This window comes from Acrocarpospora sp. B8E8 (assembly GCF_039871605.1).
GTDB classification, from domain to species: Bacteria; Actinomycetota; Actinomycetes; order Streptosporangiales; family Streptosporangiaceae; genus Acrocarpospora; species Acrocarpospora macrocephala.
The window spans coordinates 76,428-98,778 of record NZ_JBDPLV010000043.1 but is presented as its reverse complement, the minus strand read 5'-3'; the positions used below and the strand labels follow the sequence as shown (position 1 = coordinate 98,778).

Annotated in this window: 22 protein-coding genes and 1 pseudogene; 16 read left to right on the top strand and 7 right to left on the bottom strand. The window is 69.4% G+C overall.

The genetic code is table 11. From position 1 onward, the window contains the following. A pseudogene (locus ABGB08_RS34065) lies at positions 1-193 on the bottom strand (pyruvate formate lyase family protein); the annotation flags it as partial. Between the two features lie 280 nt (positions 194-473). On the opposite strand from ABGB08_RS34065, the gene ABGB08_RS34060 reads away from it, so the two are divergent. From ABGB08_RS34060 to ABGB08_RS33995, 14 genes are all read left to right on the top strand, one after another. After that, positions 474-1,253: a VTT domain-containing protein gene (locus ABGB08_RS34060; RefSeq protein WP_347598898.1), complete on the top strand. Its 780-nt coding sequence runs from the start codon at positions 474-476 to the stop codon at positions 1,251-1,253. Positions 1,254-1,447: 194 nt separating this feature from the next. Continuing rightward, a complete protein-coding gene (locus tag ABGB08_RS34055) occupies positions 1,448-1,885 on the top strand; it encodes a hypothetical protein (RefSeq protein ID WP_347598892.1) in 438 nt (145 codons plus the stop codon). Between the two features lie 548 nt (positions 1,886-2,433). Then, the gene (locus tag ABGB08_RS34050) at positions 2,434-2,820 is read left to right on the top strand and encodes a CBS domain-containing protein (protein WP_347598889.1); all 387 of its coding nucleotides are present in this window, start codon (positions 2,434-2,436) and stop codon (positions 2,818-2,820) included. Positions 2,821-2,833: 13 nt separating this feature from the next. After that, the gene (locus tag ABGB08_RS34045; protein ID WP_347598886.1) at positions 2,834-3,316 is read left to right on the top strand and encodes an OsmC family protein; all 483 of its coding nucleotides are present in this window, start codon (positions 2,834-2,836) and stop codon (positions 3,314-3,316) included. Beyond that, positions 3,304-3,612, top strand: coding sequence for a universal stress protein (locus ABGB08_RS34040; protein ID WP_347598883.1), 309 nt, complete (start codon positions 3,304-3,306; stop codon positions 3,610-3,612). The genes ABGB08_RS34045 and ABGB08_RS34040 overlap by 13 nt, the downstream gene beginning before the upstream one ends. Before the next feature lie 134 nt (positions 3,613-3,746). Next, positions 3,747-3,878, top strand: a complete 132-nt coding sequence (locus ABGB08_RS34035) for a hypothetical protein (protein ID WP_347598880.1) — start codon at positions 3,747-3,749, stop codon at positions 3,876-3,878. Between the two features lie 57 nt (positions 3,879-3,935). After that, positions 3,936-4,493, top strand: coding sequence for a hypothetical protein (locus tag ABGB08_RS34030; RefSeq protein WP_347598877.1), 558 nt, complete (start codon positions 3,936-3,938; stop codon positions 4,491-4,493). Positions 4,494-4,971: 478 nt separating this feature from the next. Continuing rightward, positions 4,972-5,496, top strand: coding sequence for a flavodoxin domain-containing protein (locus tag ABGB08_RS34025; RefSeq protein WP_347598874.1), 525 nt, complete (start codon positions 4,972-4,974; stop codon positions 5,494-5,496). 40 nt (positions 5,497-5,536) lie between these two features. After that, entirely contained in the window at positions 5,537-5,947 is a 411-nt protein-coding gene (locus tag ABGB08_RS34020) for a hypothetical protein (protein WP_347598871.1), read from the top strand. A gap of 402 nt (positions 5,948-6,349) precedes the next feature. Beyond that, positions 6,350-6,826, top strand: a complete 477-nt coding sequence (locus ABGB08_RS34015; RefSeq protein WP_347598868.1) for a zinc-binding dehydrogenase — start codon at positions 6,350-6,352, stop codon at positions 6,824-6,826. A gap of 660 nt (positions 6,827-7,486) precedes the next feature. Next, positions 7,487-8,335: a universal stress protein gene (locus tag ABGB08_RS34010; protein ID WP_347598865.1), complete on the top strand. Its 849-nt coding sequence runs from the start codon at positions 7,487-7,489 to the stop codon at positions 8,333-8,335. A gap of 315 nt (positions 8,336-8,650) precedes the next feature. After that, entirely contained in the window at positions 8,651-10,555 is a 1,905-nt protein-coding gene (locus ABGB08_RS34005) for a multicopper oxidase (RefSeq protein ID WP_347598862.1), read from the top strand. A 15-nt stretch (positions 10,556-10,570) separates the two neighbouring features. Continuing rightward, positions 10,571-11,107, top strand: coding sequence for a sigma-70 family RNA polymerase sigma factor (locus ABGB08_RS34000; RefSeq protein WP_347598859.1), 537 nt, complete (start codon positions 10,571-10,573; stop codon positions 11,105-11,107). A 19-nt stretch (positions 11,108-11,126) separates the two neighbouring features. Continuing rightward, entirely contained in the window at positions 11,127-11,357 is a 231-nt protein-coding gene (locus ABGB08_RS33995) for a hypothetical protein (RefSeq protein WP_347598856.1), read from the top strand. Positions 11,358-11,446: 89 nt separating this feature from the next. Here ABGB08_RS33995 and ABGB08_RS33990 read toward each other — a convergent pair whose 3' ends face one another. Then, positions 11,447-12,952: an AAA family ATPase gene (locus tag ABGB08_RS33990; RefSeq protein WP_347598853.1), complete on the bottom strand. Its 1,506-nt coding sequence runs from the start codon at positions 12,950-12,952 to the stop codon at positions 11,447-11,449. A 545-nt stretch (positions 12,953-13,497) separates the two neighbouring features. Between ABGB08_RS33990 and ABGB08_RS33985 the strand changes: the two genes are divergently transcribed. Both ABGB08_RS33985 and fdhF read left to right on the top strand, forming a co-directional pair. Further along, positions 13,498-15,150, top strand: coding sequence for an NADH-ubiquinone oxidoreductase-F iron-sulfur binding region domain-containing protein (locus ABGB08_RS33985; RefSeq protein ID WP_347598850.1), 1,653 nt, complete (start codon positions 13,498-13,500; stop codon positions 15,148-15,150). Then, positions 15,147-17,828, top strand: a complete 2,682-nt coding sequence (fdhF, locus tag ABGB08_RS33980) for a formate dehydrogenase subunit alpha (protein ID WP_347598847.1) — start codon at positions 15,147-15,149, stop codon at positions 17,826-17,828. Before ABGB08_RS33985 ends, fdhF begins: the two co-directional genes overlap by 4 nt. Positions 17,829-17,863: 35 nt before the next feature. On the opposite strand, the gene ABGB08_RS33975 is transcribed toward fdhF, so the two are convergent. The 5 genes from ABGB08_RS33975 to ABGB08_RS33955 all read right to left on the bottom strand — a co-directional run bounded on the left by ABGB08_RS33975 (position 17,864) and on the right by ABGB08_RS33955 (position 22,186). Next, positions 17,864-18,133, bottom strand: coding sequence for a dsRBD fold-containing protein (locus ABGB08_RS33975; protein WP_347598844.1), 270 nt, complete (start codon positions 18,131-18,133; stop codon positions 17,864-17,866). Positions 18,134-18,160: 27 nt separating this feature from the next. Further along, positions 18,161-18,340, bottom strand: a complete 180-nt coding sequence (locus ABGB08_RS33970) for a DUF1918 domain-containing protein (RefSeq protein WP_347598842.1) — start codon at positions 18,338-18,340, stop codon at positions 18,161-18,163. Between the two features lie 4 nt (positions 18,341-18,344). Beyond that, complete coding sequence (locus ABGB08_RS33965) at positions 18,345-18,938, bottom strand: CBS domain-containing protein (RefSeq protein ID WP_347598840.1); 594 nt, start codon at positions 18,936-18,938, stop codon at positions 18,345-18,347. 117 nt (positions 18,939-19,055) lie between these two features. Then, positions 19,056-21,425, bottom strand: coding sequence for a glycosyl hydrolase family 65 protein (locus ABGB08_RS33960; protein WP_347598838.1), 2,370 nt, complete (start codon positions 21,423-21,425; stop codon positions 19,056-19,058). Further along, positions 21,422-22,186 (bottom strand): HAD-IA family hydrolase, encoded by a 765-nt coding sequence (locus ABGB08_RS33955; RefSeq protein ID WP_347598836.1) that lies wholly within the window; start codon positions 22,184-22,186, stop codon positions 21,422-21,424. Before ABGB08_RS33955 ends, ABGB08_RS33960 begins: the two co-directional genes overlap by 4 nt. Positions 22,187-22,351 lie beyond the last annotated feature (165 nt).

Here is a 22,351-nt window from a genome sequence, read left to right as displayed (position 1 = left end):
TCACGCCGTACAGGGGGACGCGGCGGTAGTCGCCGATGATGCGGCCCCGGCCGTAGGCGTCGGGCAGGCCGGTGATGACCCCCGAGCGGCGCGCGGCGCGGATCTCGGCGGTGTAGGCGTCGAAGACCCCGTCGTTGTGGGTTTTGCGGTATTTGGTGAAGATCTCCTTCACCAGGGGGTCGAGCTGGTAGCCGTAGGCGGCCAGGCCGTTCTCGACCATCCGCAGGCCGCCCTGCGGGATGCCCAGGGCCTGGACATCGTCGCGATCAACGACCTGGCCGACGCCGACGCGCTGGCCCACCTGTTCAAGCACGACCCTCATGCGCGTGGCCTTCACATGGCCTGGATGCGGCGGCCGGTGGAGAGGCCTGAACTCCGGCATCTTCGGGTCTTTCGCCTCTTAGCGGTACGCGCGAGAGCGCATACCTGTGAATCATGGCCGAAACGACGCACGCCCGTCTGCTGTGACCGCGATGGACAGGTTCCAGGAGTTCGTCGCGGCGCTGTTGCAGGCACTGGATCGGGAGAGTCCCGTCATGGTGGGGTTAGCGCTGCTGTTCCTGCTCGCCATGGAAGGCACGCTGATTGTCGGCCTGCTGGTGCCCGGCGACGCCGCGATCCTCATCGCCGGCATGGCCCTGGCCGGCCCGGCCGAGATTGCCGAGGTGGCCGTGGCCGGAGTCTTAGGGTGCTACCTGGGCGCTTCCATGGGCTATCTGATCGGCCTCCGCTTCGGCCCGTGGCTCCGTGCGGGCCGCGTCGGCGCCTGGGTCGGGCCGGAACGCTGGCGGCGTGCCGAGCTGGCGATGTCAGATCTCGCTGACGGCGGCCCTGCCTTCGCATTCGCCTACTTCGTGCCGGTAATGCATGCGCTTACTCCGATCCTGGCGGGCGCGCTAGGGGTTCCCTACCGGGGGTTCATGCGCCGGGCCATGCTCGGGGGGACCGCCTGGGTAGTCGGCTACCTGATTCTGGGCTCGGTCACCGGCGAGGTGCTTCGCCGGCAACTAGACCTCGTCGTGCCGCTGGTCGCGGTGCTCGCGCTGGCCGCATCGGTGATTCCGCTGGCGCGCCGGCTGCATCGACGGCGGCGCGGTCGCGTCGGGCGGGGACATCACCGACCGCCGGGAATCGGCGCACAGATCCCCGAGGCGATCGGCACTCCGACGCCAGCCGACGAGCAGGCACCAAGCGCATCGCCTCCTGCGGCAGCGGTGGGGAGAAAGGACCGCACCTCGGCGAGCTCACGGTGAACGGGCCCGCTCCGCACGCACCGGCTCGCCGCCGAGTTCGGGAGTAGTCCAGGGAGAAGCAGGATTCCCAGCGTTCGCCCCGGTGCGCGGCAGCCGGAAGTCCGCCAAGCCGGTGACCTCCGCCTCTGACGGCCGTGGCGTGACGCAGCGAAAGCTGAAGCCGTACCTCACCCAACTGGAAGGAGGTGCGGGCGATGAGGCTGACTTGGAAGGACGCGATCACCACCGTGGTCATGGCCGCCGTGGTGGCACTCTACGTCGCCTACACGCAGGGCAGTGACCTGCTGCTGGCATCAAGCGTCCGCTGGACCACGGTCTCGATCCTGGTGCTCGGCATGGTCGGAGGATGCGCGCTCGGGGCGGCCGACCAACTGTACACAGGATCGCGGTCGACGTTCACCCGGATCTACACCGTTGTCACGACCGTTCTCGGGGTGACCGCCCTGACCGCGGCCGTGATCGGTCTGATCGCGGCCAACGAGGTGGCTCTGACGGTGCTTTTCGCCGCTACGGCCACGCTGTGGCTGCTCGCGACGGTACGGCACATGCTGCCCGTCACGGCCGGCCCGAGCGAACCCCGCACGATCATCGACCATGAAGTCATCGACCCGGAGAAGCCAGTACGGCATTGATCGCCGCGCTGCGAAGGCCGGTGGGCGTGTCACCTACCGGCCTTTCGTCACGGGTGGTCGTGGAGGTGAGGCGTCGGCAAGACATCGCCTCTTCCGGCAGCGGCCAAGACGTACAACCTGGCGACTATGCGACCAACGTCCCTGCTGGTAGGGCCGAGATGCTCTGTCCTCAGTCCGCCGGTGAGCACAGCGTGGAGTTATGAGACCGAATGTGCGGCTAGGCACCATTGCCAAGGTTCCCGTCGGGGCTCACTGGTCGGTCTTGGTGGTGCTCGTCCTGTTGGTTGCCCTCTTGGGTGCCTCCGTCCTGCCGGCCGCCGGCGGCGAGGGCGGCCCGTTGATCTACTGGAGCGTGGCCGTCGTGACCGCGTTGCTGTTCCTGGGCTGCCTGTTGGCCCACGAGATCGCGCACCTGCTGGTGGCGCAGCGCACCGGGGTGGGCGCCATCTCGCTCACGCTCTGGCTGATGGGCGGAGTGACCGAGCTGAAAGGCGAGCGCGCCGGCCTGGCCGGTATGCGTGTCCGTGATGTCATGACAAACCGACCCTGTGGCGGCCCCGGCCTGGTTCGACATCGATCGCTTCGTCTCCAGCGTGGCCAGCCAGACTCACCAGACGGCCTTTCCCGTCGTCGACACCTCCGGCGCACCCACCGGCTACGTGCTGTTGCAGACGTTCCAAGGCGTCCCGCCCGGCCGGCGTGGCACCACCCGGGTGGACTCCCTGGCGCGCCAACTCCCGCCCGACCGGATCCTGTCGGCGGGGCAGGAGGCGAGCGTTCTCCTGGACCTGCCCCTGACCGGCGACCAGCTCGCGGTGGTCGTCGAGGACGGCCGGATCGTGGGCATCGTGACCGGCGCCGATCTGGTCCGGACGTTCCAACTCGCCCGCTTGCGACCGCCCGGCGTCCCAGGCCCGCCGGCGTCGTCATCGTGAAGGGAACAAGATCATGAGCATCGGCCAGGCCGGCATGGTCCGGGTCGAATCCGCCGGCGCGGATCGCTACGACATCCGGATCCGCGACCACGTCGTGCGCGCGGACCAGCCCCGCGACGATGGTGGCGATGACACCGGTCCTACCCCTGTCGAGTTGCTCGTCGCCGGCCTCGCCGCGTGCGTGGGGTATTACGCGGGTCGTTTCCTGCGCAGGCACGGGCTTGCCGCGGACCTCACGGTCACCGCCACCTATACCCTCGCAAGCCGGCCCGCCCGAGTCGATCACATCGGAATGACGGTCACCGCCCCCGGGTTGCCGGCCCAGCAGCGTGCCGCCTTCGCCGCCGTGATCAACCACTGCACCGTGCACAACACCCTCCTCCAGCCACCGCAGGTGGACATCCTCATCACTACCGCCGCCGACACGGGCTACGGCCCTGGAGATGGCCCCCTTCAAGCGAGAGATTGCAGGAAGGAGACGTCATGTCATATGTGATCGCCGTAGGGGCCGACGGTTCCACCGCGGCCGATGCCGCCCTGCGCTGGGCCGCCGACGACGCCGAGCGCCGTGGCGCGCTGCGGCGCGTGGTTCACGCCCTGGACTGCTGGCCCCATGACATTCCGAAGTACACCGCCGGGGAATGGGATGACACTCTCATCCGCACCGGTGAGAAGGTTCTTCAGGACGCCGCGGCCGTGGCACGCCAACGGCGGCCGGATATCGAGGTGACCACGGTGCTGATGGACGGAACGCCACATATTCCCACGGCAGAGGCGTCATCGGCGCGTTGACGCTCGGCTCGGTCAGCCGCGGCGTGCAGGCGCGGGCCTGCGTGATGTCGGAGAAGGGCCATAGCGGTTGGTAGCGCCCGGCCACCTGCGGCTGCTGAGGGCTGGGCCGGGACGTGACGGTCGCGGGCGGCGCGATGGCCGTTATCGTGACGGTGGTGGTGGGACCGGACACGGTGGCGGTGGCCTGCGGTTGTCCCGTGCTGCCGCACCCGGCGGCCAGCGCGGCCACCACCAGGACTATCCGGATGTTCATGATCTGCTCCTAAGTGCCGCCGGCAGAGCGCCGTCACGACTGGACGACGGCGACGGGACAGTGGGCGTGAATGGCGTCCTACCGCGCGGCCGGGCACCAGCCATGGCATCTGGACGCCGGCCGCACCGCCGTCGCCTTCGCCCAGGACTACCTCGGCTTCGAACAGATCGACCTGGCCGTCTCCAGCGTGTTCCAAGGCGAGCACGCTCGTGTCCGGGTCGGCTACCCGCCGCCGGGCCCGGCAGCGCAGCGCGTCGGCCTCCTGCCGGGCGTGGTCGATCGTCGCCTGGGTCTCCGCTATGACCTGGGATCGGCCGTGCGCGGCGGCGGTGGCCCGCGTGGCGTCGGCCTCGGAGCGGGCGTCCGCCACGAGAGCGGACGCCCGCTCGCGAGCATTCTCAATCAGGGCGTTGGCGGCATGTTCGCCCTGGACGCGGATCTCCGCGCAGCGAGCGGCGAGGTCCGCCAGGTCGGCGAAGACTGGATCGAGTTCGGCCTCGAGTTCGGCGCGGCGGTCCGCGGGCACGCTGACCGGACCGGCCGCCCCTGGCACACCGGCCGGGCGGAACCGCCCGGCGAAGTCGCGCAGCCATGTCATCCCGAGGGCCTCCCAACATCTACTTCTTGACCGGCCACAACCCGCGGTTCAGCGGGGTGTCGGGGGGCGCCTCCACGCGCACCGGATAGCTGTTGATCGTCATGGCGGATACCTCCGCTCACAGCGTTCGCGTCAGCGGCCGCCGAGCCTAGATGCGAAGGTCGCCTCGGGGGAGGGACCTTGGGCACTACGTCCGGACGCCGCAGGACAGGCAGCGGCGGGACTCGATACTGGGGGTTCAGCAGGGGCCGGATGGTTCATCACCCGTCGGCTGGCAGCCGCGCAACCTCGTCGGACAGGGACCAAAGACGGGGGCGCAGAGGTGTTTCGCCTCTGGCCGGGGCAACCCCGAAGTTCGACGTTGAGCGTATGACAGTGACGACCGATTGCGGTGATCGACACCGTCACGGTCGTGGCTGGAAGTCGTCTACGGCGGCGTCGGCATCGTGCTCGTCCTGCTGCCGCTCTCGCCGCCGGTCCGTCAACACCTCAGGATCGAGGGACAGCTATGAACGCACCGAGAGTTCTGGTTGCCTACGGCACCAAGAACGGATCGACCGCGAGCATCGCCGACATCATCGTCACCGCGCTCACGGCCGAGGGGGTGCACGCCGATGCACGCCCGGCTGGAAAGGTACGCGACGTCGACGAGTACGACGCCGTTGTGCTCGGCGGCGCACTCTACGCCGGTCGCTGGCATCGCCAGGCGCGCGGGTTCGCCCGCAGGCACGCGAAGGCGCTGCACGGCAAGCCGGTCTGGTTGTTCAGCAGCGGCCCTCTGGACGATTCCGCTGATGCCGGCCAGATCCCTCCTGTGCCTCAGGCCGCCGAGGCGGTCCGCAAGCTAGGTGCGCGTGAGCACACCACCTTTGGCGGCCGGCTGACCGAGCAGGCCAGCGGGTTCATCGCCAAGGCGATTGTGCGCAACGGCCGGGGAGGTGACTTCCGCAACCCGGAACGGATCGAACAATGGTCCAAGACGATCGTGGCCGAGCTCCGCGCGAACGCCGGGTCGCCTTCCGGAAAGCCTTGATCTCCGGTTCTTCAGCGCCTTCGCCCAGACCGAGTTCCAGGTGGAGCAGTACAGGCCAGCCGTTCATGTTGCCGCACTCGGCGCGGCCATATATGTTCGCCTCCGTACGACAGGCCTTCGATCTCGGCGCGGTGGCGGTCGGGCGACCGTCTACTTCGGCGCGCCGGACCGGGTCTACAACGAGCTGACGACCGACCACCCGATCGACCTGACCCGCTGGCAGGTGGCCAACTGCTACCTGGGCCGGGTCGGACTGATCAACTCGGGTGGCGCCTCTTCGGGACAGGGCGACCTGGCGCAGGCCGTCCGCACGGCCGTCATCAACAGGCGGGCCGGCGGCATGGGCCTCATCGTGGGCCGCAAATCCTTCCAGCGGCCGACGCCCGCCGGGATCCGGCTGCTCCACGCTGTCCAGGACGTCTACCTGGACGAGAGCGTCACCGTCGCCTGACGATCGCTGGAACGCGGCCCGGATGTCGCCGACGTTCGCCGCGGGCGACCGTGATCACGGGACTGGTCATGGCTTCGCTGGTGAGCATGGCTATCGCGCGCCCCGCCGAGGTTCGTCCTCTTCGTTCCATTCGAGCTGGTTGATGACATCGACGACACCGTTGACGCGGCCGGTCATGCGGGCCGCGATCTGGGTATCGCTGTGGGTCGCAGGGGGCGATCCGGATCCGGGCGTCCACGGCGCGTGGACGCGGTGACGATCTGCGGAACCGACCTGTCACATACTCAAGGGCGACGTGCCCACGTGCGAGCCGGGCCGGATCCTCGGCCACGAGGCGGTCGGCACCGTCGTCGAGACGGGTGCAGCGGTCGGCCTCAGGCCCGGCGACCGGGTCCTGGTTTCGTGCATCTCGGCTTGCGGGCGCTGCCGCTATTGCCGACCGGCATGTACGGGCAATGCCAGGAGGCACGGCTCCAGGCGGCCAAGAACTTCGGGGCCGACGTCGCCATCGGCGCTGGAACCGACGCGGTCGCGGCGGTGGCCGAGCTGACCGGCGGACTGGGCGCCGACGTCGCGATCGAGGCCGTCGGAGTGCCGGAGACCTTCGAGCTGTGCACGCGTCTGGTCCGCCCGGGCGGCCACGTCGCCAACATCGGCGTGCACGGTAAGCCGGCCACCCTCCACCTGGAGGACCTGTGGATCCGCAACGTGACGATCATCACGGGCCTGGTCGACACGTACCCGACACCCACGCTGCTCAGCATGATCGTGGCGGGACGGCTGGACACCGGCCAGTTTTCATCACCCACCGGTTCGCCTTCCCCGAGATGGAGGAGGCCTACGATGTCTTCGCCCGCCCGCAGGACACCGGAGCCCTGAACGTGGTGCTCACCCGCTGACGCGAGTCCACCGCCGACCGAAGGTTGGTCGTGGCAAGCAAGAGGCACCAGTTTGATCCGCAGTTCCGGGAGTCCCTTCGGTTGGTCCCGCCCACGCTGACGTGCGCCTGAGCGGAGCCGTTTGAGGGTGGATGTCAAAGCGGCTACCGCCGTGCCAGGTGATCTTCACGGTGCCGTTCCGGTTCTGATTCACGGGTGGCTCCATAGCTATTCGGATTCCAGGCGTCTGGGCGCTCCCCGCTTTCGTTCGTCACACGTGCTTCGCCCTGGTCGCGTTCGGCCGCGGCAAACGCGACAACGCGCGGACGCTGGAGCGGCAATAACCGTCATCCCTTTCAATCTGCGTTGGCGGAACGCCGGCCTACCAGGGGCTTAAGCCCTTTTCCGAGGTCTCAGGTCCGGGTTCAGGTCGGTGACCATGCCGCTGACCTGGGTTCGATGGGCCCATCCGCCGGCCGTGCCGCGTGGCAACGAGAGGGCCATCCCAGGCGGGCAGATAAGGACTAACGTCCCATGGCTCCAGGCCCGCAGGCCCTACAACGCGGCTGTGTGCTTTCGTGATGATCGAAATGACCGTATTTGCAATTGTGCAGGACGCCTTGAGCTGGCCCCATGGGCACTTCGATTCACTGCGGAGGTGATGGCATTGACATCGAACCGGGCAGTCGTCATGGGTTATGACGGCTCTGACTACTCGATGCAGGCGCTGTACTGGGCGATGGACGAGGCCGAGCTCAGACGCTCCCCGCTAATCGTCATGCACGCCTGGTCGTGGCCGTACGGGGAGGCGAGCGAGGAGGCGAAGTCACATCTGCGGAATGCGGCCGAGCACGTGCTATGGCACGGCGCCGACTGCGCGCGCTCGTGCAGTACGGTCGCCGAGGTTCGTGCCGACCTTCACGAGGGAAGCGCATCAGAGCGACTTGCGGAACTCTCGGGCGAAGCCGGACTCGTCGTCGTCGGCTCCCGAGGTCTCGGGGCGACGGAGCGGGCGGCGGTCGGCTCGGTCGCCGTTCACGTTGCTTCCCATGCCAGCTGCCCGGTCATCGTGGTCCGAGGGGCCGGGCCGATACCGGTGCCGGCGCATCCGGGACCTCTGGTCGTCGGTGTCGGGTCGGCGCCGGATGACGCCGTGATGGGTTTCGCGTTCAAGGAGGCGGAGCTGAGACGGGTGAGACTGGTCGCCCTCCAGGCGGAGCCGGCACCGGCGTCACGGGCCGTTGCGACGCCATTCGCCCGTGCGGGCGAATCCGTGGTCCCACCGTGCCAGGATGACGCTCTGCGCATGCGCCTGAAGCCGTGGCAGGAGGAACATCCGTTGGTAAGGGTCGACACCAGCGTGGTGACCATGCTGCCAGGGTCGGCTCTGCAAGAGGCGTCGCGAGATGCCTCACTCATTGTCGTGGGACGGCACGAAGGTCTCGGGCCGACGGCCGGAGCACTCCTCCAGGAGGCGACCTGTCCCGTGGCCGTAGTCCCGGCAACGTGACCACATCTCGTCAGGTTCTCGAAACCGACGGTGATCTCGACCGGGATCACAACCGAGTCCCGGCGGCATCGGGCCACCGGTAAAGGCGATTTCAACGTCGCCAGGCCGGTCCTCATGGACGAGGGCGCCCGACGGCGCCCTCGTCCTGGGGTGACCTCATGCGGCAGATCAATCTCGCCGCGAACAAGCGGATCATGCTTTAGCGGGTTGTCTCATACCTGGGCCTATATCCGGTGATTATTCGGCATCTCGTGTCTCCGTGAGTATGTCAGTGGTGACGTTCTGTCCAGAGCCCAACGGACGGGAGCCACACGTATGATCACGCGGCGTCAACTCTTCAAGGCCGGTACGGCCGCGAGCGCCCTGCTCGCCTCTCGCGGGGTTGGATCGAGGCGCACGGGCGGCAGGCTGAACCCGGCGACGCTGGCCAAGTACGTCACGCCGCTGCCGGTGCCGCCGGTGATGCCGCCCGTCTCCGTAGAGAAGGGCCTGGACTGTTACGTGATCGGGGTCCGGCAGTTCCGGCAGCAGATCCTGCCCCCAGGCAGTCCGGAGACCACTGTGTGGGGATACGGATCGCAGCGGCATCCACGGACCTTCAGCAGCCCGGGGTTCACCGTCGAGGCCGTTGTCGGCCGTCCGGTTCGGGTCACGTGGGTGAACGCGCTGATGGACGGGAACGGGGATTTCCTGCCGCATCCGTTGCCGGTTGACCCGACGCTTCATTGGGCCAACCCTCCCGGCGGGGTGTCCGGGCGTGATTCGCGCCCGGGGTTCGCTTCGACGCCCGGCCGCTATCGGGGGCCGGTGCCGATCGTCACCCACCTGCACGGCGGGCACAACACCGACGACAACGACGGGTATCCCGAGGCGTGGTATCTGCCGGCCGCACGGAACGTGCCCCGCGGTTTCGCCACCGAGGGTTCCCGGTACGCGGACTTCTCGGCCCGCTTCGCCGCCCGCGAAGGCATCCCCTGGGGGCGGGGTTCGGCCGTGTTCCAGTACGCCAACCAGCAGCGACCCGCCACGATGTGGTATCACGATCACACCCTGGGGATCACCAGGCTCAACGTCTACGCGGGCTTGGCTGGTTTCTATCTTCTCCGCGGCGGATCGGCCGACCTGCCACCGGGTGTTCTGCCGACACCGGCTCCCGCGGCCGGTGGCTCCGCGAACGCGCCATATCACGAGATCCCCGTGGTTATCCAGGACCGGTCTTTCGCCGCCGACGGCTCGCTGTTCTACCCGGGAAGCCGCAGGTATTTCGATCTGTTCGCGGGGCCGTACATCCCCGGCAGTGACGTGCCACCTGTCTGGAACCCGGAGTTCTACGGCGACACCATAATGGTTAATGGCCGGACCTGGCCGTTCCTGGTGGTCGAGCCGCGCCGGTTCCGTTTTCGGATCCTCAACGGGTGCAATTCCCGGTTTGTGGTGCTCAAGATAGTCACCAACCCGCTCTGCAAGCGTCCCGCGACGGCGGTGGTGCCCTTCTGGCAGATCGGGTCGGACGGAGGTTTCCTGCCGAGGCCGTTGGAACGCGCTGGCTTGCTGCTGGCCCCCGCCGAGCGAGCCGACGTGATCGTCGATTTCACCGGTATCCCGGTGGGCACGGATCTGTTCCTCATCAATGAAGGTCCCGACGGACCGTTTCAAGGGGACATGAGGTCGGCGCCCTCGAATCCCGCGACCACGGGACAGGTGCTGAAGTTCACCGTGCGGTCGCTCCTGGGACCCGACACCACGGTTCCCGCCGACCAGCTCGCCCTGCCCTCGTTCGTTCCATTGGGCGAGGCGTCGACGACACGCAAGGTCGCCCTGCTGGAGCGCGGTTCCGTGACCATTCCCGGGGTCAGCCCGACGGCGGCGCTGCTCGGCACCATGCCGGGGCCGACAGTCATGATGTGGTCCGATCCCATCACCGAGAACCCCTCCGTGGGGGCCACCGAGGTATGGGAGATCCACAACTTCACCAAGGACGCCCATCCCATCCATATCCATGAGGTTCAGTTCCAGCTCGTGGGACGGCAGCCGTTCGGGGGCGCCATCAGGTCCCAGGAGCGCTGGGAGACCGGTTACAAGGACACGGTGATCGCCTATCCGAACGAGGTCACAATGATCAAGGCGAGGTTCGACCAGGCCGGCCTGTACGTGTGGCACTGCCATGTCCTCGAACACGAGGACAACGAGATGATGCGCCCCTACCGTGTCGGATCCTGACGGCTTGATGGAACGGTGAGTCCCAGAACACCTGCTGGACACGCTGGTGCGGGAGGCGGAACGGCGTTCCCTGCTCACTTCTGCGGACACGTCCGCTTTGGACGCCTTCGCGCGGCGGACGACGCCATCCAGGAAGGCGACGTCGGCTTGATCGACGCCGTCGACCGCTTCGACTACAGGCGGGGCGCCAAGTTCTCGACGTACGCGATGTGGTGGGTCCGCAAGGCGATCCGCCGGCTTCTGGCGGAGCAGCCCCTGCTTGCCGCCGTGCCGGTCGTCGAGGCGCCCGACCAGGAGGGCCGCCGGCCCGACGCGGTCGTGGAGAGCGCCGAACTGTCGGCCGGAGTGCGGGCCATGCTGAGCGATCTCGACGCCCGCGAGGCTCAGGTCCTGAGCTTGAAGTACGGGCTGGACGACGGCCGGACGTACACACTCGGGCAGGTAGGACGCCGGCTCGGCATGCCCCGCATCTGGGTGCGGCTGCTGGAGGACCGATCCCTGGCACGGTTGCGCGCCCGGTCCGGCTCGCGCGACCTGCTCGCGATGCTGTGAGGAGGACGCAGATGACCCAGTGGAGCCGACTGCCGATCGGCGGCCGCCGTCAGGATCGGACAGCGAGGCGGATCTGCTGGTTCTGGGTTCGACCGCCCATCGGGCGGGCGACGGGCGCCTGGGCGCCATCCTGCTGACCTGCCTGCGCTGGCCGTCCTGCCCCGTGGTGGCCGTGCAGCCCGCGCTCATCCCGTCCTTCAATGACGGTGTCGCGCCCTCCTGCGGATCTCGCCTGTCCCCCACACGATGACAGGACGGCGGCGATCAGCGCCAGGACGTCCGGCCGAGATCGGCAAGGCGTTCTGCCGGAACCGTCTCGGTCCTGCGACCTCGCCGGTATCAGTCGGGTTCCATGAGAGGTCGCCGGAACCGCCAGGCGGGTGTCTCCGAGGCGGGGCGGAGGGCCGACAGCGCCCGATCCAGCGCCTGCCCCGGCACCGCGCCGGTGTCGATCTCGATCGCTTCCGGCCAGGCCGCCATCCGCTCCGTCATCGCGGCGGCGATCCGCTGATCAGCGTCTGAGCTGCCTGCGGTACGGTGCGCCAGGCGCTCGGCGGCGATCTGTGGCAGGACGGTGCAGCGCAGCGCCACGAGGTCGGCGGCGCAGCGCTGAGCCACCCGCTCGGCGGCCTGCCGGTGCGCGACGTCGATCCAGGAGGCGTCCAGGATCACCGACTCGCCGCGCTGAAGGAGCATCTCGGCCCGGGCCAGCAGTTCGTCGTAGGTTCGCTCGGTCCACTCCCGGCGGTAGATGCCCTCACCGAAAGGCGCCGCCGCCGACCGCCCTGCCGCGATGCCCGCGAGTTCTTTGCGGGTCTGGTCGCTTCCCAGCACCGTATAGCCGAGACGATCGGCGATGGCGCCGGCCAGAGTGGACTTACCGGCCCCCGGCGACCCGCCCACCAGCACCAGGACGACGGTGCCGGCTCGCAGGTGGCGGAGTGCCAGGCCGGCCAGGTCGCGGGCCTCCCGCGCGGACTCGGCGTCCCCCTGCCAGTGGCGCAGGCAGGCGACTTTGGTCCGGACGAAGGCGCGATAGGCGACGTAGTGGTGCCACAACGACGGGGGAGCGGAGTCTCCGGTGAACTCGGCGTACCAGTGCAGGAACAACTCCGCCAGGCGGGGCGCGCCGAGCCGCTCCAGGTCCATGGCGAGGAAGGCGGCGTCGTCGAGGCCGTCGACAAATCGCAGCCGTTCGTCGAACTCGATGCAGTCCAGGATCTGCGGGCCTTCGTCCAGGCAGAAGATGTCCTCGGCGAGGAGGTCGCCGTGACCCTCCACGATGCGGCCTTCCCCGATCCGGGCGGCGAACAGGGGGCCGCGGCCGTCGAGAAAGCGCAGCGCCAGCCGCTCGACCTCCTCTGCCGTCTCGGCGTCCAGGACGGCGGGGAGCTCTCTGACCTGGTGGAAACTGGCCGACCAGCGGGCTCGCAGCGCCGCACGGTCGCCCTGCTGGTCGATCAAGGGCCCGTGGCGGGCCTGTCCGTGCATGGTCGCGACCATGCGGGCGATTTGCCGCAGATCTCCCTCTACCTGTCTGCCGGCTCGGACGAGCGCCGCCAGACGCCGCTCGTCCGGCATCCGCCGCATGACGACGAGATGCTCGCAGATCTTCCCATCAGGGCCCAGCACATCGGCCACCCCTTCGTAGACACGCGGTGCCAGGCGCTGGTTGAGTCGCACCTCCTCCTGGCAGACGGCTTGCCGGGCCGTAAGCGTGGTGAAGTCCAGGAACTCCAGGTTCACGGGTTTCTTCAGCTTGTAGGCACGGTCACCGAGAAGGAGGACGACGGCGGTGTGCGTCTCCTTGATCTGCGCCCACGGCCGCGACGACGAGCTCTCCATCACTCCGCCCCCCAGCTCATACGGCCATGACCGCCTGACTCGTGGCAGTCTTCCTCACCTGAGCCTTCCCCGGCCAGCGGCGCTGACTCCTGTGGCCGGGGACGTGCCACTAGGACGGGGGCGTGGGCGTGGTGGAGGACGGCGTGGGCGGCGGCGCCGAGGCCGAGAAGGGTACGCATGCCTTCACGAGCCCCGATGACCACCAAATCGGCCGCCCTCGATGCCTCGATCAGCGCCTTTGCCGGATGCTGGTGAACGACATGTTCAATGAGCGGGACATCGGGGAACCTCTGCCGCCAGCCGATGAGCGTCTCGGCGAACAATCGCGCCGACGGCTTCGACGTCGTAAATCAGCGACTGTAGGTCCATAGACGCGTGCGGCGTGGGGTGCCGCCATGCATGTGCCGCGGCGAGCCACAGACTGTCGTCGAGCATTGAGCGCCTCGGGCAGCAAAGGTCTGGATCTGGCATACAGCGCTTCAAGGTTCTCTGAGCAGCGGCGACGACCTCGCCACCGCGAAGAAGGACAGACAATGATGGGGCTTATGACGGAAGGTCGCTTCGACGCCTTCCGGGCGCTGGCCGAGCGACGTGGGCGTCCCGGTGTCCGGTTGCTGGAATCCCTGGCCGCGGCTTCGGCGGCCGCGTCTGGCGACCCGCAGTCCTGGGCTCCTGCGGTGGCCGCCCAGTTCGGCTTGCCGTCGGCTGCCGGCCTGGGGCCCGCGAGCTACTACGCTGACCTGGCGGCCCACCACGGTCGTCGTCACGTCCGGGTCTGCACCGCGGCGGCGTGCTTCGCCGCCGGGGCCGGTGCGCCGCTGGCCGGGCTGCGCGACGCTCTCGCCGGCATCGACCCGCAAGCGTCGGTCCAGGCGGTCCGCTGTCTCGGCTTCTGCTACGCAAGCCCGGCGTGCCTCGACGGCGACATCCCCTGCACCGGTCCCGGCATCGCCGATCAGCTCCGCGGACGCGTCTCGCCGTCGGCCCCGGCGATCCCGGCCGCCGACGCCACCGGTGATCCGGTGGTACTCGCCGGTGTCGTCGCCGGCGACACGTCGTGGCGGGTGTGGCCGGAGATCGTGCGTACGGTCACACCGGAATCGGTCCGCGCCGAAGTAGCCGTGTCGGGTCTGCGCGGGCGCGGCGGGGCCGGGTTTCCCGTCGCCGCCAAATGGGCCGCGGGCGGCGCGCCGGACACCGTGGTGGTCGCCAACGGCGACGAAGGGGACCCCGGCTCCTACGCCGACCGGCTGCTGATGGAGGCCGACCCGGCGCGCGTGCTGGAAGGGCTGGCGCTGGCCTGCCTGGCCACCGGAGCCCGGCTCGGCCTGGTCCTGATTCGTTCGGAGTACCCGCGGGCGCTGGTCCAGATGCGGGCCGCGGTCGACCGGGCGTACACCGCCGGGCATCTGGGCCGCATGATTCACGGCAGCGGCGTCGACCTTGATGTCCACGTGGTGGCGGGCGCGGGTTCCTACGTGGCCGGTGAGGAGACCGCGCTCATCGCCGGATTGGAGGGGGGCCGCGGGTGCGCCCGGCCGCGCCCGCCCTACCCGACACGGTACGGGCTGTGGGGTGCCCCAACGGTGGTGAACAACGTCGAGACGCTGGCCGCGGTGCCGTGGATCATGCGCCGGGGCGGGGCCGCCTACGCTCGCCGGGGAACCCCCGGCGAGCCGGGGACGAAACTGGTCTGCCTGTCCGAACGATTCAACCGGCCGGGCTGCTACGAGGTCGAGTTGGGCACCTCGGTGCGGTGGATCGTCACCGAGCTCGGCGGCGGCCTGCGGGACGGGGCCGAGCTGGCGGTATTGCAGGTGGGCGGGCCGCTGGGCGGCTTCCTCGCACCCGACCAGCTGGACGTGCCGCTGACCGAGGCCGCGCTGAGCGGCCGGGGCGCCTCCCTGGGCCACGCCGGTCTGGTCGCCTTCGATCAGCGGGTGGCGCCCGAGGAGGTGCTGCGGCACGTGTGGGAGTTCGCCGCCGAGGAGAGCTGCGGCGCCTGCTCCCCGTGCCGGGTGGGGTCCCGGCGGGGGCTGGAGATCAGCGCGAGCGGTACGGGCCCGGGACCCGAGTACGCGCGGTTGTTGCGGGTGATGGACCAGGCCAGCCTGTGCGCCTTCGGACGGCGGGTACCCGCCGCCGTACGCAGCCTGGCCCGCGCCTACGGCGACCGGCTCGCGGGGTGGGACCGGTGAGGGCCGAGGTCGACGGTGTCACCGTCACGCTCGCCGAGGGAGCCTCGCTGCTCATGGCCGTACGCGCGGCCGGAGTCGACTTGCCTACGCTCTGCCACGACGACCGCCTCACCCCGGCGGGCTCCTGCCGGATGTGCCTGGTGCGGGCGGGCGATAGCGTGGTCGCCGCCTGCGTCACCCCCGCCACCGAGGGGATCCGGGTCGAGACGGCCGACGCCGAGGTGCGGGCGTTGCGCCGCGACGCGGCGGAACTGATCGTTTCGGCCCTGCCGCCGCGGGCACTGGAAGGCGACGGCGAACTGGCCCAGGCCTGCCACGCTCTGGGGATCACGGCCGAGGCGGCATCCGGCGATGACCGCAGGGGCCGCGACGACACCCACCCCTACGTTCGGCTCGACCGCGACCTGTGCATCGCTTGCGGCCGGTGCGTGCGGATGTGCTCCGAGGTTCAGGGCACCTTCGCCCTCACGTTGGTCGGCCGGGGCGCCGACACGGTGGTCGCGCCCGGCACCGGAGGTCCGTGGGCGACCTCCGACTGCGTCGCCTGCGGCGGCTGCGTGGACACCTGTCCCACCGGAGCGCTGACCGAACCCGGACTGCCGATCGGCACCCGCCGGTCGCAGCTGACCCGGACCCGCACCACCTGCGGCTACTGCGGGGTGGGCTGCTCGCTCGACGTACTCGCGCGCGACGGCGAGGTGGCGGCGATCGTCCCGGACCGGCAGGGCCCGGTCAATCGCGGGCACGCCTGTGTAAAGGGCCGCTTCGCCCACGGCTTCCTGCGCGCGAAGGACCGGCTCACCCAGCCGCTGCTGCGCCGCGACGGCCACCTGGAACCGGTGAGCTGGGCCGAGGCGCTCGACCACATCGCTCGTGGCCTTCGCCGCGCGGTGGCCGAGGGCGGCCCAGAGGCGGTGGCCGCGATCTCTTCGGCCAGGTCCACCAACGAGGAGAACTACCTGCTCCAGAAGTTCATGCGGGTCGTGATCGGCAGCAACAACATCGACAACTGCTCACGGCTGTGCCACTCCCCCTCGGCCGCCGGGCTGACCGCCGCCTTCGGCCTGCCCGGCGGCACCGACACCTTCGACGACGTGGACGCGGCCGACTGCCTGCTCGTGGTAGGCGCCAACCCGATCGACGCGCATCCGGTCGCCGGAGCGCGGCTGCTCCAGCGGGTGCTTCACGGAGCGCGGCTTGTCGTGGCCGACCCGCGGGAGGTCGGTCTGGCCCGGCATGCCGACGTGCACCTGCGGCCCCGGCCGGGCACCAACGTGGCACTCTTCCACGGCCTGGCCCATGTGCTGCTCGCCGAGGGCCTGGCCGACGAGGAGTTCCTGGCCCGCCGAGCCACCGGCCTGGCCGAGCTCACCGCGCTGCTCGCCGACTATCCGCCTGAGCGGGTCGAGGCCATCACCGGCGTACCGGCCGGCGACCTGGTCGCCGCCGCCCGCGTGTACGGGCGGGCCGAGCGGCCGGCGATCTTTCATGGGCTGGGCGTCACCGAGCACCTGCACGGCACCGACGGGGTGCGCACCCTGGCCAACCTGGCGATCCTGCGTGGCGCGGTCGGGACCGGCCGCGGGCTGGGGGTGAGTCCGCTCCGCGGCCAGAACAATGTTCAGGGCGCCTCCGACATGGGAGCGCTGCCCGATGTCCTGCCCGGGTACCAGCGCGTGACCGACCCGGACGTGCGGGCCAGGGCCGCCGCCGTGTGGGGGATTCCGGTGCCCGAGCGGACCGGCCTGCGCATACCCGAGATGTTCGCCGCCGCGCGCGAGGGGAGACTGCGCGCGCTGTGGGTCGTCGGGGAGGACGTGTGCGCCACCGATCCGGACGCCACCCAGGTTGCCGCGGCGGTGGACGCCTGCCCGCTGGTGGTGTGCAGCGAACTGTTCCTGTCCGAGACCGCCCGCCGCGCGGACGTGGTCCTGCCGGCCGCGTCCTGGCTGGAGAAGGACGGGACCTTCGTCAACTTCGACCGCCGCTTCCAGCGGGTCCGGCCCGCCGTCGACCCGCCCGGGCAGGCCAGGAGCGACTTCGCGGCCGTGCATGCCGTGGCCGCGGCGCTCGGCGCCGATCTGGGCTGCCGCACTCCGGCCGAGGCGCTGGCCGAGAGCGGACGGGTCGCGCCGATGTTCGCGGGGCTGTCCCATGGGCGACTGGATCGGGAGGGAGCGATCCCGTGGCCCTGCCCGGACCCAGACGCTCCTGGGCAGGCACGCCTCTACCGCGAGGGGTTCGCCACCCCGGACGGCCGTGCGCGCCTTTCCGCCACCCCCTACCTGCCGCCGGGAGAGAGCCCCGATGAGGACTATCCGCTGATCCTGATCACCGGGCGCCGCTGGGCGCACTACAACTCGGGCAGCATGACCCGCCGCACGGCCAACCTGCGGATCGACGCCGACGAGTCGATCGACGTGCATCCCGCCGACGCCGCCCGATCCGGCCTGCGCGGCGGGGACGCCGCAGTGGTGGAGAGCCGACACGGTCGCGCCCGGCTGGCCGTCAGGATCAGTGAGGAGGTAACGCCCGGCCAGGTGTTCTGCGCTTTCCACTTCCCGTCCGGGGTGAACACGCTCACCTCCGACCACTGCGACATCGTGACCTCGTGCCCCGAGTACAAGGTCACCGCAGTACGGCTGCGCGCTGCCGGTGGCCCCGAACCAGCCGGCTGAGGCCGGGCCTCGGGGCCTGCGGTTCCCGGGCGGTTCTATCGCGGGGTCGCCGGTCCCGCCGACCCGGCCAGCTGGGTGATGTCCTGAGAGCTGGCGGAGAACAGACTGTCCGCCAGCTTGGCCAGCGCCCGCGCCGCCGCGAGCTCGTCCCCGATCTCGGGTACCGGGCGATCGATCGGATTGCGGCGTGCGTGCCCGACCCCCTCCAGCTGGGTCTTGTCCCGCGTGGACAGGACCGCTCGCGCGCGGGTCTGGTCGCCCTCTTCGGTGATGTAGATCTGTACGGTCCACTGCTTGGCTTCCATGGCCGAATCCTCGATGGTCGTGGCCGTTCAGGGCCGTTCGATATGGGCGTCCTGGCCGGGGAAGACGAGAACCTGGTGCTTCTGGTCCGGCCAGCGGACGACATAGGGCGGCGAGCCTTCAATCTGGTGCGACCGCCTCCACCTGGACAGGGGAGGAAGTCCCGTAGACCGAGGGCTTCCGCGTTCTCGTGCCGGGGTGCCAGGCATGGCTTCACACGTGGCGGACCCGGCTCACTCCCGGGACCGTCCGGGTCAGCAAATCGGCGATCCGGTCGATACGCTCGCCCGCGTGGCCGTGCAGCACGACTTCTCCCTCGTGCACGGTCACCCCCCACGACGGGCCGGACGGGTACTGCTCGCGCAGCGCGGACATGACCGCCGCCCGCAGGGCGGTGTCGGATCGGGCCAGCATCCCTATGAGGTCGCGTCGGCTCACCATCCCGACCAGTTCGCCGTCCCGGAGGACCGGTACGCTCTTGATCCTTTTTGCGACCAAGAGATCGATGAGGAGCGCGATGTCCGTGGTCTCCGAGACGGTGACGACTTCACGTGACATCACGTCGGCCACGTGCCGCGGCGCGGGTTCCTCGCTGTCCACGAGGGGGCGCGCGCTTGCCCGCGGGTCGGGGAGGAACGCTCCGCACAGCAAATCCATCTCGCTGGCGATGCCGACCAGTTCGCCATGATCGCCCAGAACGGGCGCGGCGGTGATGTTGTTGGCGTACAGCACCCGGATCGCCTCGCGTACGGCTTCGCCGGAACGAAGCGTGATCACAGGACTGCTCATGACCTCACGGACCAGCATGATCGTCTCCCACGGATCACCAGATGATTCTCGCTTTCTTATCCCATCTCCCGCCGGCGTCCGGCGCACTGGGCGGAGGTCCCTCGATGCCGGGACTTTCGGTCCGCTCGGGGCTGTTCACGACTGATGTTCGCGGCTGACTGAGAAGGTGTGGCCCGCACCGCGCTCGAGCATGGCCGACTTGCCCCGCACGGTGACTCTCAGGTGCGCGGGGCCGTCGTCGGCGCGGGTGATCCGCGCCTGGTCGTGATCGACCTCGATGGACAGGGAGGCGCCCTGGACACGGATCGGCAGCGAGAGGGTGACCAGCCGGTCGGGCAGGAGCGGGTTCAGATACAGGCTGCCGTGATGGACCTCAAGGCCGAGGTAGCAGCGCTGCATCAGGTCCAGGGTGCCGGCCATCGCACCCAGGTGGATGCCCTCGGCGGTGGTGCCGCCCTGGACATCGTTGAGGTCGCTGCCCAGCGCCTCGGTGAGAAAGCGCCATGATCTGGAGCGGTCGGACCTGGAGAGCACCCAGGCGTGCACGACGGCGCTCAGCGTGGAGCCGTGGCAGGTCCGCTCAAGGTAGTAGCGGATGGTGCGCTGGATCATGTCCGGTTTGACGGGGTAACCGAGGCGGTCCAGGATCTCCCGCAATTCTTCCGCGTTGAGTAGATAGAACAGCATGAGCACGTCGGCTTGTTTGGAGGCCTGGTAGCGATTGGGGCTGTCCCCGTCGGATTCCAGTGCCCGGTCCAGCCGGCGTACGCCCTGATAGCGGTCCCAGGCCAGTTCGGGCAGGTCGGCATAACCGGTGAACTGGCTGATCACCCCGTCGTGGAAGTCCACCCGCATGCGGTGGGTGATCTCCTCCCAGCGGTCGAGCTCTTCCTCGGTGAGGGAGAGGCGCACACTCAGTTCGCCCCGCTCACGCTGGGGGAGGAGCCGAAGTGTCTCGCGCGCGCGAAGCAGCAGCCACACGGTCATGATGTTGGTGTAGGCGTTGTTGTCCAGGCCGGGGGAGGCCGCGCCGGGGTAGGCCTCGTGGTACTCGTCCGGGCCCATGACGCCGCGGATCTCGTACCGGCCCGACGCGGGTTCGAATCTCGCCAGTGCGGCGAAGAATCTGGCGATCTCGATCAGCAGCTCCGCGCCGGAGCCGGTGAGGAATTCCACGTCGCCGGTGGCCGCGTAGTGCTGCCACACGTTGTAGGCGATCGCGAGCCCGACATGTCGCTGCAGCCGGGAATTGTCCGGCAGCCAGTGACCGGAGCGCGGATTGAGGTGGAGGAACGGGGTCTCCTCCTGCCCGTCGCTGCCGCTCTGCCAGGGGAACATCGCGCCGGGCAGGCCGAGGGCGCTCGCGGCGTTCCGCGCCTCGGGCAGCCGGCGATGGCGGTAGCGCAGCAGCGCGCGGGAGATTTCGGGGAACCGCACGTTCAGCCAGGGAAGGACGAACAACTCATCCCAGAAGACGTGTCCCCGGTAGGCCTCCCCGTGGAGGCCACGGGCCGGCATGCCGACGTCGAGGTCAGCGGTGTGGGGCGAGAGGGTCTGCAGCACGTGAAAGGTATGCAGGTGGAGGTTCTGGGCATCTTCGGGATCGTCCAGGTCGAGCCGGGCGCGCGCCCACAGCCGATCCCAGGCGTGCCGGTGCCGCGACACCAGGGTGCCGAAGCGGGGCGCGAACCGTATCCACCTCAGCGCGGCCGAGCACGCGTCGGTAATGGCGTGGTCACGGGAGGTCGCGAGCGCGACGGTCTTGGTGACGGTCGCGGGAGATCCCTGCCTGAGGTCCAGGACGTGCTCCTCGGAGATCCACCCCGCCTCCTGGACGAGCTCGCTCCGGCCTTCGTCTGATTCCACCCGGGCGGCGAGCGCGATCGTGATCTCGGAGGAGCGGGTCCGGACCCGAAGCCAGGTGACATCGCCATCCTGCCCGGTGGAGTGATCGGTCAGGTGGTCGCCGCGCAGGTCGCGATAGCGCTCGACACCTCGATTCGTCACCCGCCCGTCGAGGGCGGACTGCACGCGAAGAGGCCCTGACCAGTTCTCGGCCGTGAACGTGGCCTCCTGAGCGGCGAGATGGGGGTCGGCCATGGAGACCAGGCGACGCTCTCGGACCGAGGTGACGCGGCCGTGATCGTCGCGGAACCGGAGTGCTCGGTGCAGCACGCCGTGGCGAATGTCGAGTTCCTGCCGATAGTCGAGCAGGTCGCTCTCCCGCGCGGAGAACCATGCCGATCCCGGCGTGGCGAAGACCAGCAGCCGCCAGTCCGGCACATTGACGAGCTCCTCATGGGTGACGTCCAGGCCGGCGACCGTCGAGGTCAGCCGGTTGTAGCAGCCGGCGATGTAAGTGCCGGGATAGTGCACGTCGTCAGCGGCGGCTTCCGACGCTGTGCCGCGGGTGGCGAAATACCCGTTGCCCAGCGCGCACAGGGCCTCGCGAAGCCCTTCCCCGGCTGGGTCGAAACCGTCGAAGACGAGCGTCCAGGGGTTCATCTGGCGCCAGCCGGAACGTGACCGCTGATCGCGAGCTCAGCAAGGTCGGTGACCACGATGTCCGCTCCGCGCTCGGCGAGCGCGCCGCCCTGCCCGGTGCGGTCGACTGCGATGACCAATCCGAATCCGCCCCGTCGTCCCGCCTCGACGCCGGGCAGCGCGTCCTCGATGATCGCGGTCTTGCCCGGAGGGACACCCAGACGTGCTGCCGCCTCCAGGAAGAGCGCCGGATCGGGCTTGCCGGGCAGCTTGCGCCGGGCCATGTCGTTACCGTCGACCAGCACGTCGAACAGGTGCATCACACCCGCCGCCAGCACCATCTGCCGGCAATGACAGCTGGCCGATACCACCCCGGTACGGCACCCGCGATGCCGCAGGTCGTGCAGGAGCAGCACGGTCGACGGGAACGCGGACACGCCGTCCCGCTCCACCTGCCTGAGGAAGAAGTGATCCTTGGCCATCCCCAGGCCGTGAACCGTGGGCGCGCCCGGCGGGTCCGACGGTTCTCCCTCCGGCAGCGTGATTCCCCGGGAGGCGAGAAAGGTCCGTACTCCATCCAGCCGCGGCCGGCCGTCGACGAAAGACAGGTAGTCCTCGCGGATGTCGAACGGCGCCCAGCGATCATCCGACTCCGAGCGGCCTCTCATGAAAGTGTCGAACATGTGTTTCCACGCGGCGGCGTGCACTCTCGCGGTGTCGGTGACGACCCCATCGGTGTCGAAGATGACCGTGTTGATCCTGATCAAGTCAATGGTGGACACGGACGGAACCCCCTCTTTCGTGAGGTTGCGCCGAGGTGAGAGACCGCCGAACCGACCTCCGGCTCAAGATCAGATGGCGAAAGACCCATGGTCCGGGGCGGTAAGTCACGCTGGTTCCTCCTCCAACGGCTGCCGCGTCGGCGTGGCAGGCGACCGGTACGGCGT

Coding starts and splice junctions, on each gene's coding strand:
- ABGB08_RS34060 (WP_347598898.1), top strand. CDS start 474: ATGGACAGGTTCCAGGAGTTCGTCGCGGCGCTGTTGCAGGCACTGGAT.
- ABGB08_RS34055 (WP_347598892.1), top strand. CDS start 1,448: ATGAGGCTGACTTGGAAGGACGCGATCACCACCGTGGTCATGGCCGCC.
- ABGB08_RS34045 (WP_347598886.1), top strand. CDS start 2,834: ATGAGCATCGGCCAGGCCGGCATGGTCCGGGTCGAATCCGCCGGCGCG.
- ABGB08_RS34040 (WP_347598883.1), top strand. CDS start 3,304: ATGTCATATGTGATCGCCGTAGGGGCCGACGGTTCCACCGCGGCCGAT.
- ABGB08_RS34035 (WP_347598880.1), top strand. CDS start 3,747: ATGGCCGTTATCGTGACGGTGGTGGTGGGACCGGACACGGTGGCGGTG.
- ABGB08_RS34030 (WP_347598877.1), top strand. CDS start 3,936: ATGGCGTCCTACCGCGCGGCCGGGCACCAGCCATGGCATCTGGACGCC.
- ABGB08_RS34025 (WP_347598874.1), top strand. CDS start 4,972: ATGAACGCACCGAGAGTTCTGGTTGCCTACGGCACCAAGAACGGATCG.
- ABGB08_RS34010 (WP_347598865.1), top strand. CDS start 7,487: ATGGCATTGACATCGAACCGGGCAGTCGTCATGGGTTATGACGGCTCT.
- ABGB08_RS34005 (WP_347598862.1), top strand. CDS start 8,651: ATGATCACGCGGCGTCAACTCTTCAAGGCCGGTACGGCCGCGAGCGCC.
- ABGB08_RS33990 (WP_347598853.1), bottom strand. CDS start 12,952: ATGGAGAGCTCGTCGTCGCGGCCGTGGGCGCAGATCAAGGAGACGCAC.
- ABGB08_RS33985 (WP_347598850.1), top strand. CDS start 13,498: ATGACGGAAGGTCGCTTCGACGCCTTCCGGGCGCTGGCCGAGCGACGT.
- ABGB08_RS33975 (WP_347598844.1), bottom strand. CDS start 18,133: ATGGAAGCCAAGCAGTGGACCGTACAGATCTACATCACCGAAGAGGGC.
- ABGB08_RS33970 (WP_347598842.1), bottom strand. CDS start 18,340: ATGCCTGGCACCCCGGCACGAGAACGCGGAAGCCCTCGGTCTACGGGA.
- ABGB08_RS33965 (WP_347598840.1), bottom strand. CDS start 18,938: ATGCTGGTCCGTGAGGTCATGAGCAGTCCTGTGATCACGCTTCGTTCC.
- ABGB08_RS33960 (WP_347598838.1), bottom strand. CDS start 21,425: ATGAACCCCTGGACGCTCGTCTTCGACGGTTTCGACCCAGCCGGGGAA.